This window comes from Streptomyces stelliscabiei (assembly GCF_014873495.1).
In the GTDB taxonomy this organism is placed as follows: Bacteria; Actinomycetota; Actinomycetes; order Streptomycetales; family Streptomycetaceae; genus Streptomyces; species Streptomyces bottropensis.
This window is the reverse complement of the sequence record NZ_JADBGF010000001.1, coordinates 1,736,098-1,750,839: the sequence shown is the minus strand read 5'-3', so window position 1 is coordinate 1,750,839 and position 14,742 is coordinate 1,736,098. Positions and strand designations below refer to the sequence as shown.

Below are 14,742 nucleotides of genomic sequence, written 5' to 3'. Positions count from 1 at the left end.
ACCGATGAGGCTCCACCGGCTCGACATCACCGCCTTCGGCCCCTTCGGCGGCGCCCAGTCCGTCGACTTCGACGACCTCTCGGCGGCCGGGCTCTTCCTGCTGCACGGCCCGACCGGCGCCGGCAAGACCTCGGTCCTGGACGCCGTCTGCTACGCGCTCTACGGCGCGGTGCCGGGCGCCCGGCAGAGCGGCCAGGGCATGACCCTGCGCAGCGACCACGCGGCACCCGCGACGCGCACCGAGGTCCGCCTCGAACTGACCGTCGCCGGGCGCCGGCTGGAGATCACCCGGCAGCCGCCGTGGGAGCGATCCAAGAAACGTGGCGCCGGCACCACGGTCGACAAGGCACAGAGCTGGCTGCGCGAGTACGACACGGCGGCGGCCTCCTGGAAGGACCTCAGCCGCTCCCACCAGGAGATCGGCGAGGAGATCACCCAGGTCCTGGGGATGAGCCGGGAGCAGTTCTGCCAGGTGGTGCTGTTGCCGCAGGGCGACTTCGCGCGTTTTCTGCGCGCCGACGCCGAGGCGCGGGGCAGGCTGCTCGGCCGCCTCTTCGACACCCACCACTTCGCCGCCGTCGAGAAACGGCTCGCCGACCGGCGCCGGGTGACCGAGGCCCAGGTGCGCGAGGGCGACGCGGAACTGCTCGCCGACGCCCACCGGATGCAGCAGGCGGCGGGCGACGCCCCGGAGCTGCCCGACCTGGCGCCCGGTGACCCGGGCCTGGCCGACGCCGTGCTGGGCTGGGCCGCCGTCGCCCGCAGCACCGCCCGCGAACGGCTCACGATCGCCCACTGCGCGCGGGCGGCGGCCGAGTCCGCGCGCGCCGCCGCCGACCACGCCCTGGACGACGTACGCGAACTGGCGCGGCTGCAGAGCCGGTTCGCGCAAGCGCGGGAGCGGGCCGCGCGGCTGGAGGAGCGGGCCGACGCCCACCGCGAGGACCGGGCGCGCATGGAGCGGGGCCGCAAGGCTGAGGCCGTGGTGCCCGCGCTGGAGCTGCGGGACGAGGCCGAGGCCGCGCACCGACGGGCGAGAGCGGACGAGGAGGCCGTGCGGGCGCGACTGTCGGGGACGTACGCCGACGAGGGCGCCGCCGGACTCGCCTCCGCCGCCCGCAAGGCCGCGGAGGAGCTGGGCGGGCTGGAGTCGGCCCGTCGTGCGGAGCGGCGGCTCGCCGTGCTGCTCACCGAGCGGGCCGAGTCGGACAGCGAGGAACGGGCCGACGAGGAGGTCCTCCAGGACGCCGAGGGCTGGCTCGCCGAATGGGAGACGACCCGCGCGGAGCTGCGCGGCCGCATCGAGTCCGCCCAGGAGGCCGCCACCCGCGCCGAACAGCTCGTCGAGCGCCGAGACCCCGCGGAGAAGCGGCTCGCGGCCGCCCGGCAGCGCGACCAGCTCGGCCGTGACACGCAGGACGCGCAGGCGCGTGTGCTCCGGCTTGCCGAGCGGGCGGTGGAGGCCCGTGCCCACTGGCTCGACCTCAAGGAACAGCGGCTGTCCGGCATCGCGGCGGAGCTGGCCGCCGCGCTCGTCGAGGGACAGCCGTGCGCCGTCTGCGGTGGGACGGAACACCCCGAGCCGGCCCGGAAGGTCGCCGGGCACGTGGACCGTGAGACGGAGGAACGGGCGCTCGCCGCGGCCCAGCGAGCCGACGAGGAGCGGGCCGAGGCGGAGCGTCGGCTGGGAGTCGTACGGCAGGCGTACGCGGCGGCGAGCGCCGAGGCCGGTGATGCTCCTACGGATCAACTCACCTCCTTGGTCGAGGAGTTGGCCGAGGAATATGCGCGGGCGCGGGCCGGCGCCTCCGGACTGCATCCCGCGCGGGAGGCCCTGCTGCACGCCGAACGGGAGCGTGACCGGCGGATCGCCGCCCAGCGCGAGGCGGCCGTGCGGGCCGCGTCCCGCAACACCCGGCGGGACGCGCTGGAGCGGGAACGCACCGCCCTGGAAGAGGAGTTGGCCCAGGCCCGGGGTGATGCCGAGAGCGTGGCCGCGCGGGCCGCGCAGTGGGAGCTGCTGGCCGCGCTGCTCACCGAGGCCGCCGAGGCCGTGCGGACGGCCGACGACACCGCGCAGCGCCTCAAGGACGCCGACGCCCGCCTCGCCGACGCGGCGTTCCGCGCCGGGTTCGACACGCCGCAGGCCGCTGCCGCCGCCGTCCTCGACGACGCCGCCCACCGGGACCTGCAACACCGCCTCGACGCCCGGCAGTCGGAGGAGGCCGCCGTACGGGCCGTGCTCGCCGAGGCCGAGACCGCGGCGGCGGCCCAACAGCCGCCCGCCGACCTGGCCTTCGCCGAGCGGGACGCCACGGCCGCCGCCCGGCGGCTCCAGGACACCGTCTCCGCGTGGGACGCCGCCGAGCGGCGCCGCGCCGAACTGGACCGGCTCTCCGCGAGGGCCACCGCCTCCGTGCGCCGGCTGGCACCGCTGCGCGAGGAGTACGAGCGCGTCGCCCGGATGGCCGGGCTCGCGGCCGGCACCTCGGCCGACAACGAGCGCAAGATGCGTCTGGAGGCGTACGTCCTCGCCGCCCGTCTGGAGCAGGTCGCCGCCGCCGCGACGGTACGGCTCCAGCGCATGTCCTCGGGCCGCTACACCCTCGTCCACTCCGACGACCGGGCCGGGCGGGGGCGCAGCGGCCTCGGCCTGCACGTCGTCGACGCCTGGACCGGGCGGGAGCGGGACACGGCCACGCTCTCCGGGGGCGAGACGTTCTTCGCCTCCCTCGCGCTCGCCCTCGGCCTGGCCGACGTGGTCACCGACGAGGCGGGCGGGGTGCGCCTCGACACCCTCTTCATCGACGAGGGGTTCGGCAGCCTCGACGACCAGACCCTCGACGAGGTGCTCGACGTCCTCGACGCGCTGCGCGAACGCGACCGAAGCGTCGGGATCGTCAGCCACGTGGCGGATCTGCGGCGGCGCGTCCACGCGCAACTGGAGGTCGTGAAGGAGCGCACGGGCTCGGTCGTGCGGCAGCGAGGTCAGTGACCCAGGGGCCGTCGGGGGAGGGGTGAGGAGTAGACGACGCTCGTCGTGACCGATCCCAGCGCGCCGATCCGGCCCGACACCTCCTCCAGATGGCGCATCGAACGGGCGGCGACCTTGATCACGAAGCAGTCGTCGCCCGTGACGTGATGCGCCTCCAGGATCTCGGGCGTGACGGCCACCAGTTCGTGGAACGGCTTGTAGTTCCCGTGGGGGTAGCGCAGGCGGACGAACGCCAGGATCGGCAGCCCCAGCCGCTCCGGATCCACGACGGCGGCGTACCCCTGGATCACACCGGCCTCCTCCAGTCGCCGCACCCGCTCGGTCACGGCGCTCGCCGACATCGACACGGCGCGGGCCAGTTCGGCGAAGCCGGTCCGGCCCTCGCGCTGGAGGAGGTCGAGAATGCGCCAGTCGGTGGCGTCGGGCTCGTACGGGGATTGCGTGGCCATGTCCGATGAATAGCAGGCGAATCCCCGGCCGATCAAGGTTCCAGCCGTGGAACGCCCCTTCTGGGAGCGGTCCGCCGGTCGTAGATTCCTGGTCAGGGAATCGGAGCCGCCAGGGGTTCCGTGAGGGAGAGGCCAGCTCATGAGCGTCGTCACGTCCGCCGTCAACCCCGTCCTGCGGGTCGCTCCGGCGGCCCCCGCCGAGGCCGCCGCGTACTTCAGGGCGAGTCTCGTCTTCCACGCCGACGTGTCGGACGTGGCCGCCGCCCTCGCCGCCGACGGCGACCCCGGCTTCGTGCTGGTGGACTCCCGCTCCACCGAGTCCTGGGACCAGGGCCACATCCCGGGCGCCGTCCACCTGCCCACCGCGCTCGTCCAGGAACAGGCCGGGCAGCTCCTCGACAGGTCCGTGCCGGTCGTCACCTACTGCTGGGGCCCCGGCTGCAACGGCGCGACCCGTGCCGCCCTCGCCCTCGCGGAACTCGGCTACCAGGTCAAGGAGATGCTCGGCGGCTTCGAGTACTGGGCGCGCGAGGGCTTCGCGTACGAGACCTGGGAGGGTGCGGCGCGGCGTGCGGCCGACCCGCTGACCGCGCCGGTGGACTCCGCCGACTGCGGTTGCTGACAGAACGTCAACAAGCTGTCCGGGGTGAAGAGTTCACGATCGCGGGCGCCGTGTAGCTTCTGGGCATGGCTCGATACGCGGATACGGCGGTGGTTCCCGATGCGGTGCGGTGGGTGGAGTCGAGCGGCGGACCGCTCATAGCGCTGCCGGAAGCGGTGCTGCCGTTCTGGGCGGGCGCCGACGGCGACGAGACGTCGTCCGACCACGACCGGGCCTGTGACATCGACGGACCCGTCGGCCTGCTGCCGGTCGGCGACACCCGCGCCCTGGTCCTGGGCCAGGGAAGCGCCGCCACCACGTATCTGCCCGAGCACGGCACCTTCGTACGCCGGTACGCCGCCGCTTCCGGGTCCGCACTCCTCGCGGACGTCCCGGCGGCGCTCGAAGCGGCCGCCTGGGCGCCGGAGGCGCGGTGGCGGGTGCCGGGTCCGGTCGTCCTGTTCGACGCCGCCCGGCCGGGGGACGCCCTCCGGGAGACGGACCACGTACGGGTGGAGCTGGCCCCCGGCCGGTACGGGGTGCGCGCGGCCCGTGTCGCGACGGGCCGTGAGACCTGGCTGGGTCTGGTCCAGGTGAGACCTCTGACGGGCTGAACGGGTACTGCCGAGCGGTTTCTTGCCGGGCATCGGCGGACCCGAACGGCGGCCGGGCCCGGCCGCGCACGGCGGGGGCCCGGCCGGCCGGGATCACAGCCGGGACAGCTCGTCCACCAGGTCGTCCAGGCCCAGGGATCCCTGGGACAGCGCGGCCATGTGCCAGGCCTTGGCGTCGAAGGCGTCGCCGTGACGGCGCCTGGCGTTCTCCCGGCCGAGCAGCCAGGCGCGTTCGCCGAGCTTGTACCCGATCGCCTGGCCCGGCATCGTCAGGTAGCGGGTCAGCTCGCTCTCCACGAAGTCCGCCGGGCGGCTGCTGTGGGCGCCGAAGAACTCCTGGGCCAGTTCGACGGTCCAGCGCTCGCCCGGGTGGAAGGGGGAGTCCGCCGGGATCTCCAGCTCCAGATGCATGCCGATGTCGACGATGACCCGGGCGGCGCGCATCATCTGCGCGTCCAGGTAACCGAGGCGCTCCTCCGCGTCCTTGAGGAAGCCCAGCTCGTCCATCAGCCGCTCCGCGTACAGCGCCCAGCCCTCCGCGTTGGCGCTCACCCCGCCGATCGTCGCCTGGTAGCGGGACAGGTCGTCCTTGACGTACACCCACTGCGCCAGCTGGAGGTGGTGGCCGGGGACGCCCTCGTGGTACCAGGTCGAGACCAGGTCGTACACCGGGAAGCGGGTCGCGCCCATCGTCGGCAGCCAGGTGCGGCCCGGACGGGAGAAGTCCTCGGTCGGTGCCGAGTAGTAGGGGGCCGCCGCGCCGCCGGGCGGGGCGATGCACGACTCGACCCTGCGGACCGGCTCGGCGAGGTCGAAGTGCGTGCCGTCCAGCGCCTCGATCGCCTCGTCCATCAGGGACTGCAGCCAGGCGCGGACCTCGTCGACGCCCTCGATGTGCCGGCCGTGCTCGTCCAGGTGCGCGAGCGCCACCCATGGTGTACCGGCGCCGGGCAGGATCTTCGCGGCCTCCTGCCGCATCTCGCCGAGCAGCCGGTGGAACTCGGCCCAGCCGTACGCGTACGCCTCGTCGAGGTCCAGGTCCGAGCCCGTGAAGAAGCGCACCAGCCTGCCGTAGCGCTCCCGGCCGACCGTGTTGGGCGCGTCCGCGACTTCCGGCGCGTACACATCGCGCATCCAGTCACGCAGCTCGACCACGGCCCGGGTCGCGGCGCGGGCGGCCTCGTCCAGTTCGGCGCGCAGCGCGTCGGGGCCGGCGGCGGCGAAGTCCTCGAACCAGCCGCGTCCCGAACCGTCCGTGTCCGCCCACTCGGTGAGCTGGCCGACGAAGGTCGCGGTCGGGCGCGGGCCCGCGTACAGCTTCCGCTCCAGGCCGAGCGCGAGGGACTCGCGGTAACCGGCGTACGCCGTCGGCACCGCGCGCAGGCGTTCGGCGATCGCGGCCCAGTCCTCCTCGGTCTCCGCCGGGGTGATGGTGAAGACCTCCCGCACCTCGTGCGGCGGCGTGACCATGTTGCCGACCGCGCGCAGCCCCTCGTCGGCCTCGTGCACCGCCAGCTCCGCCGTCAGCCGCTCGCGCAGCAGGCGTGCGCACCGGCGCTCGACGTCACTGTCCGCGCCCGGCTGCCGCTCGGCCTCGTCGAGCCGCGCGAGCGTCGCCCGGATCAGCTCCGCACGAGCCTCCTGGCCCGCCGGCGAGGTGTCCGGCAGCCTGCTGGAACTCTCCTTCACACCCAGGTAGGTACCGGTCACGGGATCGAGGGCGACGAGGTCGTCGACGTACGCGTCGGCGACCTCACGGGGCAGCGGGCTCTTGATGTCAGACATGCGGACAATCTTGGTACGCCGACGGGGGTGGCGTCAGCCGCTCGACGGGCACGTGCGCCCTACGTCGGCCGGATTCGTTCCCCGTCCGGCGGCAACAGGGGTCCGCACTCCCACTGCTGGAAGATCAACCGGGTCTCCACCCGCGCCACCTCGCGCCGCGACGTGAACCCGTCCAGTACCAGCCGTTGCAGATCCGCCATGTCCGCGACCGCCACATGCACGAGATAGTCGTCCGGCCCGGTGAGGTGGTACACGGTCCGCGACTCCGGCAGTGCCCTGATCCGCTCCACGAACGGCCCCACCAGCTCCCGTCGATGCGGCCTGACCTGCACCGACAACAGCGCCTCCAGACCGCGCCCCAGCTTGGCCGGATCCAGCCGCAGCTGATGACCGAGGATCACGCCCGCGCGGCGCAGCCGCGTCACCCGGTCCAGACAGGTCGACGGCGCGACCCCGACCTGTGCGGCGAGATCCCGGTACGTCGTCCGGGCGTCGTTCTGCAGGAGCCGCAGGAGGTGGAGATCCACCGGATCGAGTACGACGGATTCGGCCATTGCCCGAACGTAACACGGTCACTGGCCCCCCTGACCCGTCCGATGTTCACCCTCCTGTCATGAACTCAGCGAGCACGCACGCGGACGACCACGCACGCACCACGCCGAGAGCACTGGCCACCGAGGCCGTGCACGCGGGCCGCGACGACCTCGCGCGCCTGGGCCTGCACGCCCCGCCGATCGACCTGTCGACCACCTACCCCTCGTACGACAGCCGGGGCGAGGCCGCCCGCATCGACGCCTTCGCCACGGACGGCGCCGAGCCGGAGGGCCCGCCGGTCTACGGACGGCTCGGCAACCCGACCGTCGCCCGCTTCGAGACCGCCCTCGCCCGCCTCGAAGGCACCGAGAGCGCGGTCGCGTTCGCCAGCGGCATGGCCGCGCTGAGCGCCGTACTCCTCGTCCGCGCCTCGATGGGCCTGCGCCACGTCGTCGCCGTACGCCCCCTGTACGGCTGCAGCGACCACCTCCTGACCGCCGGGCTGCTCGGCACCGAGGTCACCTGGGTCGACCCGGCCGGCGTCGCGGACGCGCTGCGGCCCGACACCGGACTGGTGCTGGTCGAGACCCCGGCCAACCCCACCCTCGCCGAACTCGACCTGCGGGCCCTCGCCCACGCCTGCGGCTCGGTCCCGCTGCTCGCGGACAACACCTTCGCCACACCCGTCCTGCAGCGTCCCGTCGAGCAGGGCGCCCGGCTGGTCCTGCACAGCGCCACCAAGTACCTCGGTGGGCACGGTGACGTCATGGCCGGCGTCGTGGCCTGCGACGAGGAGTTCGCCGGGCGACTGCGTCAGATCCGCTTCGCCACCGGGGGTGTGCTCCACCCGCTCGCCGGCTATCTCCTCCTGCGCGGCCTGTCCACCCTTCCCGTACGCGTCCGCGCGGCCTCCGCGACCGCCGCGGAACTCGTCCGCCGCCTCGCCGCCGACCCGCGTGTCGCCCGGGTCCACTACCCGCGCATCGGCGGCGCCATGATCGCCTTCGAGGTCCACGGCGACCCCCACGAGGTCATCGCCGCCGTCCGGCTGATCACCCCGGCGGTGAGCCTCGGCAGCGTGGACTCCCTGATCCAGCACCCGGCCTCGATCAGCCACCGCATCGTGGAGGAGACCGACCGCCGGGGTGCCGGGGTGAGCGACCGGCTGCTGCGGATGTCGGTGGGCCTGGAGGACGTGGAAGACCTCTGGGCGGACCTGGACGGGGCGCTGGGCGGGGCCGCCGCCGGGGCGATGGGGGTGCGGGTCGCGGAGGAGGGGGCTGCGCTGTCCGCGGGGCGGGTCTGAGGCACGGGGCGCTGGGCCACGTCACCTCGGCTTCTCGTGCGCGTCACCCGGGGCGTCGTGCGGAGCGGTGGTCCCATGCCTGGGCCTCCCGGGGCGTGCGCCGGGGGCACGGGGCTTCGCCGCCCGGCTTCCCTCCCGCGCCCGCCGCGTCGCGTTCCGCGAAAGCGGGCGACGCCCGTGCCCGGGCACGGGAACCGGGCGACACCCGCGCCCGGGCCCGGCAACGAGCCGCACGCGGATCCGGCACCGACTCGCACCCGCACCTGGCACCACCCGCACCTGGCACCACCCGCGCCCGGCACCCACCCGCCCGCGCGCCCGGCACCGACCCGAGCTTCCGCCCGACAGGGGTGGCGTGTCCCGTCCGGCTACTCGGCCCTCTCGCCCGACCGTTCGGGGGACCGCGCGGCGGCCGCTGCCTCGTCCAGCCGTGCGGTGATCACCAGTGTCCCCTCCTCGATCTGGTAGTCGATCGGCAGCCCGAGCCCCCGCATCGCCGCGACCATCCCCGTGTTGGACGACTGCGTCACCACGTACACGTTCGCGCAGCCCGTGTCCGCCGCCATGTCCACCAGCCTGCGCAGCAGTTCGCCGCCGATCCCGCGCCGCTGCCAGTCGTCCTCGACGAGCAGCGCGATCTCCGTCTCGTCGCCGTCCCAGAGGAGGTGCCCGAGTCCGACGAGCCGCCCGGACGCCGTCTGCGCGGCGAGCGTCCGTCCGAAGCGGGGGCTGAGCAGGTGCCGGAGATAGCGGTCGGCGTCGCCCACGGGCCCGTGGTACCGCATGCTCAGTGTGCGCGGAGAGCACCGCTCGTGCATGGCCTTCGCCGCCCGCAGATCCCCGACGTCGGCGCGTCGCACCATGATGTCGTTGCCCTCGGGCAGCGTCAGCACGTCCCGGTGGCGCGGGATCCGCGGCCCCAGCCGCGCGTCCAGTTCCACCAGGGCCCGCGCCCGCGCGAACTCCGTCGGCGTGAACGGCAGGTACGGCCGCTCCACCGTGATCGTCCCGCCCTCGGGCGCCCGCAGCCGCATCACCGTCTCCTCCAGGACCCCCTCGACCGGAGCGCTCTCCTGGGCCCGGCCCGATCCGGGCGCGGTGGCAGGCAGCGAGCGGATGGTGCAGCGACCCAGCAACTGCCGCAGCGCGAGCGGGAGTTCCGCCGCGTCCAGCGCCGTGCGGGTGGCCAGGCCGAGGATGCGGGTCGGCGCGTCCACCAGGTCGTGGGCGTCACCGCGCTCGATCCAGGTGCCCGTGCCGCCCGCCGCCGACACGGCTCGGCCGATCTCGGTGGCCGACAGTTCCTCGGGCGCGCGGAGCAGGAACTCGTCCACCGTGCCCTCGGCCAGCGGGTGCGTCTGCAGGCTCAGGATGTCGACCCGGTGCTCCGCCAGCGCCGTGCACAGCACGGCCAGCGAACCCGGCGCGTCCTTCACCGTCGTCCGCATCCGCCACATCAAGGTCGCACCCGTGCCCACGGGCACGGCCACCTCGGACGGCCCGGCCTGCTGCCCCTCGCTGAGCGGCGGCCGGGCGTCGGTATCGCTCGTCGGCGGCGCGTGACCGTGGCGCCGATCCCACCAGCTGCGGAACCCGGCCGTGGCGGAGCGCAGCCGGCGGTGCGTCGTGCGGCCGTCGAGCGCCCGCGTCACATCAGACATGTCAGAAGTCATGGGGCCACTGTGAACGAACCGTGTTGCGTGATCACGAACGCTTTGTGACTGACCGGTAAAAGCATCGTTCCGCACCTTTTGTTGCATTTTGGATGACTGGTGCTGTCGGAACCGATGCCCATGGTGACCGTAGCGGTCACAGGCCGACGGTCAGGCTGCCGGGGGCTCCTCCGGCGCCGCCCGCAGTCGCCTGGCCCGGGTCACCCATCGGGACGAGCCCCGGCGGTCCGCCGCCTCCGCGAGATGGGGCGGCTCCCCGTGTGCCAGCCCCGCCGCGGCCACCTGAGGGGAGGTCAGGAAGCCGCTGAAGAACCGCGGATGGTCCCGGACCCCCGTAGGGGTGGCGCCCCGCGAGGTCTCCAGCCCGAGCCGGAGTCCGCCCGCCACGGACTCCAGCACGGAGGGTCGGGTGCAGGCCACGGCCTGGAGCGATCGCGTCACGGGAAGACCGTAGGCGCGACCACTGACGGCGGCCCCTGAGCTGCTGAAACGCGGCTGGGACGCGGAGCCCTGCGGCAGCCCTGCGGGCACCTGTGGCAGCCCTGCGAGCACGTGCGCCAGACCTGCGGCAGATCTACGGCACCCGGGTCACTGACCGACGAGACCCGGCTGGAGCACCTTCGTGTACAGCACGGTCCCGTCCTGCTCCCGCAGCCGTACCGTCAGCTCCCCGCTGTGGCCGTCGATGTCGACCTCGCCGAAGAACTGGTAGCCGCCCGCCGGTGAGACGTTCGCCGTAGTCGGCGCCTTCATGAACACCCGTTCGGGCCCGAAGGTGTTGTCCAGCGTGTTCGCCGGGAAGGCGCCGGCGTTGAGCGGGCCGGAGACGAACTCCCAGAACGGCTCGAAGTCGGTGAAGGCGGCCCGCGACGGCTGGTAGTGCTGCGCCGAGGTGTAGTGCACATCGGCCGTCAGCCACACGGTCCCCGTGATCCTGCGGTGCTTGACGAAGCGCAGGAGTTCGGCGATCTGCAGCTCCCGCCCGAGCGGCGCGCCCGGGTCGCCCTGGGCGACGGCCTCGATGTTCGGTTTGCCGTCGCCCGTGTCCGGCACCACCAGACCGAGCGGCATGTCGGAGGCGATCACCTTCCACACCGCTCGCGACCGCGACAGCTCACGCTTGAGCCAATCCAACTGCTCGGCGCCCAGGATCCCCACCGGGTCGGTGGTCTGTGTGTCGGGCGAGTTGGCGTTGCGGTACGTCCGCATGTCCAGCACGAACACGTCCAGCAGGGGTCCGTGGCGCAGCACGCGGTGCACGCGGCCCTCCCGGGCGCCCGGCCGCAGCGTGGAGATCGGGAAGTACTCGCTGAAGGCCCGCCGCGCCCGGGCAGCGAGCACGTCCACGCTCTTCTCGGTGTACCGGGTGTCGGTGAGGATCTCGCCCGGGTACCAGTTGTTGGTGACCTCGTGGTCGTCCCACTGCACGATCGAGGGGACCTGCGCGTTGAACCGCTTCAGGTTCTCGTCCAACAGGTTGTAGCGGAAGTTGCCCCGGAACTCAGCGAGCGTCTCCGCGACCTTGGACTTCTCCTCGGTGGTGACGTTCCGCCAGGTACTACCGTCGGGCAGCGCGGCCGTCGCCGCGATCGGGCCGTCGGCGTAGATCGTGTCACCGCTGCACAGGAAGAAGTCCGGGTCCAGCGCGCCCATCGCGTCGAAGATGCGGTAGCCGCCGCGGTCGGGGTTGATGCCCCAGCCCTGCCCGGCCAGGTCGCCCGACCACACGAACCGCGCCCCGGAGCGCCTCTTCGACGACGTCGTACGGAAGGTGCCGGTGACCGGCTCACCGGTGCGGCGCGGGTCGTCCGGGTCGGCGAGCAGCACCCGGTAGTGGATCTGCTCGCCCGAGGGCAGGCCGCGCAGCCGCGTCGTCCCCGTGAAGTCCGTGCCTGCGCCGAGCAGCGGGCCGTGCCATCTGCGCGGGTTGCGGAACGACTCGGTGGCGGACGTCTCGACGATCATCCGGGCCGGCCGGTCCGACCGCACCCAGACCAGACCGGAGTGCGCGGTCACGTCGCCGGCCTGCACACCCCAGCCGGCCTTCGGCCGCCCCGACAGGGCCAGCGCCGGCACCGAACCGAGCGCGACGGAACCGGGCAGCGCCAGCGCGGCCGACGCGGCGAGCGAGCCGCGCAGCACGCTGCGGCGACCGGGCAGGGGACTCGGCGGACGATGTGACATGAATGCGCCTCCAGTGACGGATCCGGCCAATGTGCACAGTCACAACTACGGGTACGCCGCAGCGCACACGCAAACGACAAGTGAACAACTGGCCGGGCGCCGGGGGAAGCGGCGACACTCCCAGAGAGTTGGGGACCCGGGTGGCGTCGATGGGTGCGGGCGGGCGGGGGCGAGACAACCCGTGGATCACCCGACCACCGACGCCAGCACCCCCACCCCCTCCCGAATCCGCGCCGGAGACAGATGTGCGTACCCCACGACCAACCGCACCCCCACCTCCGGCACCCCTACCTCCGGCCCCCGCCCGTACGACGCCGTCCCCCGCACCCCGACCCCACCCACCGCGGCCTTCTCCAGGAAGCGGTCGAGCGGCCCGTACCGATCCGGCAGCGCGACGATGACATGCAGACCCGCCGCGATCCCGGACACCTCCGACCCGGGAAAGTACTCGGCGAGCGCCGACACCAGCGCATCCCGCCGCTCCCGATAGACCCGCTGACACCGCCGCAACTGCCGGTCGTAGTCGCCCCGCTCCACGAATCGCGCGAACGCCGCCTGATCGAGGGCGGGATGGCCCAGATCCATGGTCCGCTTGCGCTCGACGACCTCCGCCGCCAGCGACGCCGGCACGAGCAGCCAGCCGAGCCGCAACCCGGGCGCGAGGGACTTGCTGACGGACCCGGTGTACGCGACCCGCTCGGGGTCGAGTCCCTGCAGGGCGCCCACGGGCGCGCGGTCGTAGCGGAAATCCCCGTCGTAGTCGTCCTCGACGATCAGCCCGTCCACCGCTCGCGCCCAGTCGAGCAGTTCGGTCCGCCGCCGTGCGGAGTACGCGATCCCCGACGGGAACTGATGCGCCGGTGTCGTCACCACGGCCCGCACCCCCGACCCCCGCAGCGGCCCGACGGCCAGTCCCTCCGAGTCCAGCGGCAGCGGCACGGTGTCCAGCCCGGCGGAGGCGTACAGCGTTCCGTGCTCGGGGCTGCCCGGGTCCTCCACGCCGACGCCACGCATCCCGCGCGCGTGGAGCACGAATCCGAGCAGGGTCGTGGCCTGGGCCACCCCGGAGACGACGACGATCCGCTCCGGGTCGGCGACCACGCCCCGGCGCCGGCCGAGCAGCTCGGCGAGCGCGGTACGCAGCCGGGGCAGGCCACGCGGGTCCGGATAGCCCAGTGACCGGTGCGGCAGCTCCGCGAGCACCGCGCGCTGGGACGCCGCCCATGCGGCGCGTGGGAACAGCGACAGGTCCGGCGTCCCGGGCACGAAGTCGACGCGGGCACGGGGGGAGCCCGGTGCAAGGTCACGCGCGCGTGGCAGGGCGGCCCGCACGGCGGCGCCCACCCAGGTCCCGGCACCCCGGACGCTGCGCAGATACCCTTCCGCGACCAGTTGCTCGTACGCCTCTGTCACCAGCCCCCGCGACACCCCGAGGTCGGCCGCCAGTTCCCGGCTCGACGGCAGCCGTGTCCCCCGCGAGAGCCGCCCCGAGCGGATGGCCTCCCGCAGCGCGGCCTGCAACGTACGCCCACGCGCGCGTGCGGGCACGTCGGTGACCGGCAGCAGCAACTCCCAGGCGCCGGACCAGGAATTGGTCCCCGAAGACGTCATGGAAGTGGACCTTAATCCGGACCGCCCGCGTCCCTAGCGTCGCGTCCATGAGAGCCACGACCGAGAACACCGCACCGGGGAACGCCGTATCCGAGGACACCGCACGAGGGAACGCCGCAGCCACGAACGCCACCGCCCTCCGGGGATCCCTCCTCGCCGCGCTCGCCTGCGTCCTCGTCGGCGGCTCGTTCACCGCCAACAGCGTCCTGGGCGACTACCCCTACGCGGGCGGCCAGTTCCTCCGCTACGGCCTCGCCTGCCTCCTGCTGCTCCCGCTCCTCGGCCGGGGCGGTGCGGCACCCCTGCGCCGTCTCACCGCACGCCAGTGGGCGCGGCTGGGGCTGCTCGCGGCGGTCGGCATGGTCGGCTTCAACATCGCCGTGCTCGCCGCCGAGCGGACGGCGGAACCGGCGGTGCCCGGGGTCCTCGTGGGCTGCGCCCCGGTGGCCGTGGCCGTCCTCGTGCCGATGACGGAGGGCCGGCGTCCGCGACGGCTGGTCCTCTACGGGGCGTCGCTGGTCGCGGCCGGGGCCTTCACCGTCCAGGGATGGGGTCGTGCCGACGGCGCGGGCATCGCCTTCTCGGTGTGCGCGCTGGCCGGCGAGGTCGGCTTCGCGGTGCTGGCCGTGCCGGTGCTGCGACCGCTCGGCCCGAGGCTCCTGTCGGCCACTGTCTGCGCGGTCGCCGCGATCGAGTCGGCGGTCGTCGGACTGGTCGTCGACGGCGGCGCGTGGCTGCGCCGCCCCGGCGGCACGGAGACCGCCGCGCTGCTGTGGCAGGCGGTGGTCGTCACGGTCGTCGGATTCGTGTGCTGGTACATGGGCATGCAGCGCATCGGCGCCGAGCGCGCCACCCTCTTCTCCGGCCTCATCCCGGTGGCCGCCGCCTGTACGGCGCCTCTCGTCGGCACGGGATCCTACGGCGCCGCACAGGCCGTGGGCAGCGTGCTGGTCGGCGCCGGGGTCGTCCTGGGTTCGCGGACGGCGGCCC

Annotated in this window: 10 protein-coding genes and 2 pseudogenes; 5 read left to right on the top strand and 7 right to left on the bottom strand. The window is 73.8% G+C overall.

All coding sequences use genetic code 11. From position 1 onward, the window contains the following. The first annotated feature begins 4 nt into the window (after positions 1-4). Positions 5-2,995, top strand: coding sequence for an AAA family ATPase (locus H4687_RS07565; RefSeq protein ID WP_046914731.1), 2,991 nt, complete (start codon positions 5-7; stop codon positions 2,993-2,995). Here the strand turns inward: H4687_RS07565 and H4687_RS07560 are convergent. Further along, positions 2,989-3,444 carry an Lrp/AsnC family transcriptional regulator gene (locus H4687_RS07560; protein WP_046914730.1) on the bottom strand — a complete coding sequence of 152 codons (456 nt, stop codon included), beginning with the start codon at positions 3,442-3,444 and terminating at the stop codon, positions 2,989-2,991. The genes H4687_RS07565 and H4687_RS07560 overlap by 7 nt on opposite strands. A 139-nt stretch (positions 3,445-3,583) precedes the next feature. On the opposite strand from H4687_RS07560, the gene H4687_RS07555 reads away from it, so the two are divergent. Together H4687_RS07555 and H4687_RS07550 are read left to right on the top strand one after the other, a co-directional pair. Next, the gene (locus H4687_RS07555; RefSeq protein WP_046914729.1) at positions 3,584-4,066 is read left to right on the top strand and encodes a rhodanese-like domain-containing protein; all 483 of its coding nucleotides are present in this window, start codon (positions 3,584-3,586) and stop codon (positions 4,064-4,066) included. 65 nt (positions 4,067-4,131) lie between these two features. After that, positions 4,132-4,659: an Imm21 family immunity protein gene (locus H4687_RS07550; protein ID WP_046914728.1), complete on the top strand. Its 528-nt coding sequence runs from the start codon at positions 4,132-4,134 to the stop codon at positions 4,657-4,659. Positions 4,660-4,752: 93 nt separating this feature from the next. Here H4687_RS07550 and H4687_RS07545 read toward each other — a convergent pair whose 3' ends face one another. Both H4687_RS07545 and H4687_RS07540 read right to left on the bottom strand, forming a co-directional pair. Next, positions 4,753-6,444, bottom strand: coding sequence for a DUF885 domain-containing protein (locus H4687_RS07545; protein WP_046914727.1), 1,692 nt, complete (start codon positions 6,442-6,444; stop codon positions 4,753-4,755). Between the two features lie 59 nt (positions 6,445-6,503). After that, complete coding sequence (locus tag H4687_RS07540; protein WP_046914726.1) at positions 6,504-6,998, bottom strand: Lrp/AsnC family transcriptional regulator; 495 nt, start codon at positions 6,996-6,998, stop codon at positions 6,504-6,506. 59 nt (positions 6,999-7,057) lie between these two features. Here H4687_RS07540 and H4687_RS07535 point away from each other — a divergent pair, with 59 nt between their 5' ends. Then, positions 7,058-8,284 carry a trans-sulfuration enzyme family protein gene (locus H4687_RS07535; protein ID WP_050398780.1) on the top strand — a complete coding sequence of 409 codons (1,227 nt, stop codon included), beginning with the start codon at positions 7,058-7,060 and terminating at the stop codon, positions 8,282-8,284. A gap of 368 nt (positions 8,285-8,652) precedes the next feature. On the opposite strand, the gene H4687_RS07530 is transcribed toward H4687_RS07535, so the two are convergent. From H4687_RS07530 to pdxR, 4 genes and pseudogenes are all read right to left on the bottom strand, one after another. Then, positions 8,653-9,945 carry a GNAT family N-acetyltransferase gene (locus H4687_RS07530; protein WP_225966626.1) on the bottom strand — a complete coding sequence of 431 codons (1,293 nt, stop codon included), beginning with the start codon at positions 9,943-9,945 and terminating at the stop codon, positions 8,653-8,655. Between the two features lie 276 nt (positions 9,946-10,221). Continuing rightward, positions 10,222-10,398 (bottom strand): annotated as a pseudogene (locus tag H4687_RS48000) (SWIM zinc finger family protein); the annotation flags it as partial. A gap of 147 nt (positions 10,399-10,545) precedes the next feature. After that, positions 10,546-12,141: an alkaline phosphatase D family protein gene (locus H4687_RS07520; protein ID WP_050398776.1), complete on the bottom strand. Its 1,596-nt coding sequence runs from the start codon at positions 12,139-12,141 to the stop codon at positions 10,546-10,548. 186 nt (positions 12,142-12,327) lie between these two features. After that, complete coding sequence (gene pdxR / locus H4687_RS07515; RefSeq protein WP_050398773.1) at positions 12,328-13,752, bottom strand: MocR-like pyridoxine biosynthesis transcription factor PdxR; 1,425 nt, start codon at positions 13,750-13,752, stop codon at positions 12,328-12,330. 47 nt (positions 13,753-13,799) lie between these two features. On the opposite strand from pdxR, the pseudogene H4687_RS07510 reads away from it, so the two are divergent. Next, positions 13,800-14,663 (top strand): annotated as a pseudogene (locus tag H4687_RS07510) (DMT family transporter); the annotation flags it as partial. Between the last annotated feature and the right edge of the window lie 79 nt (positions 14,664-14,742).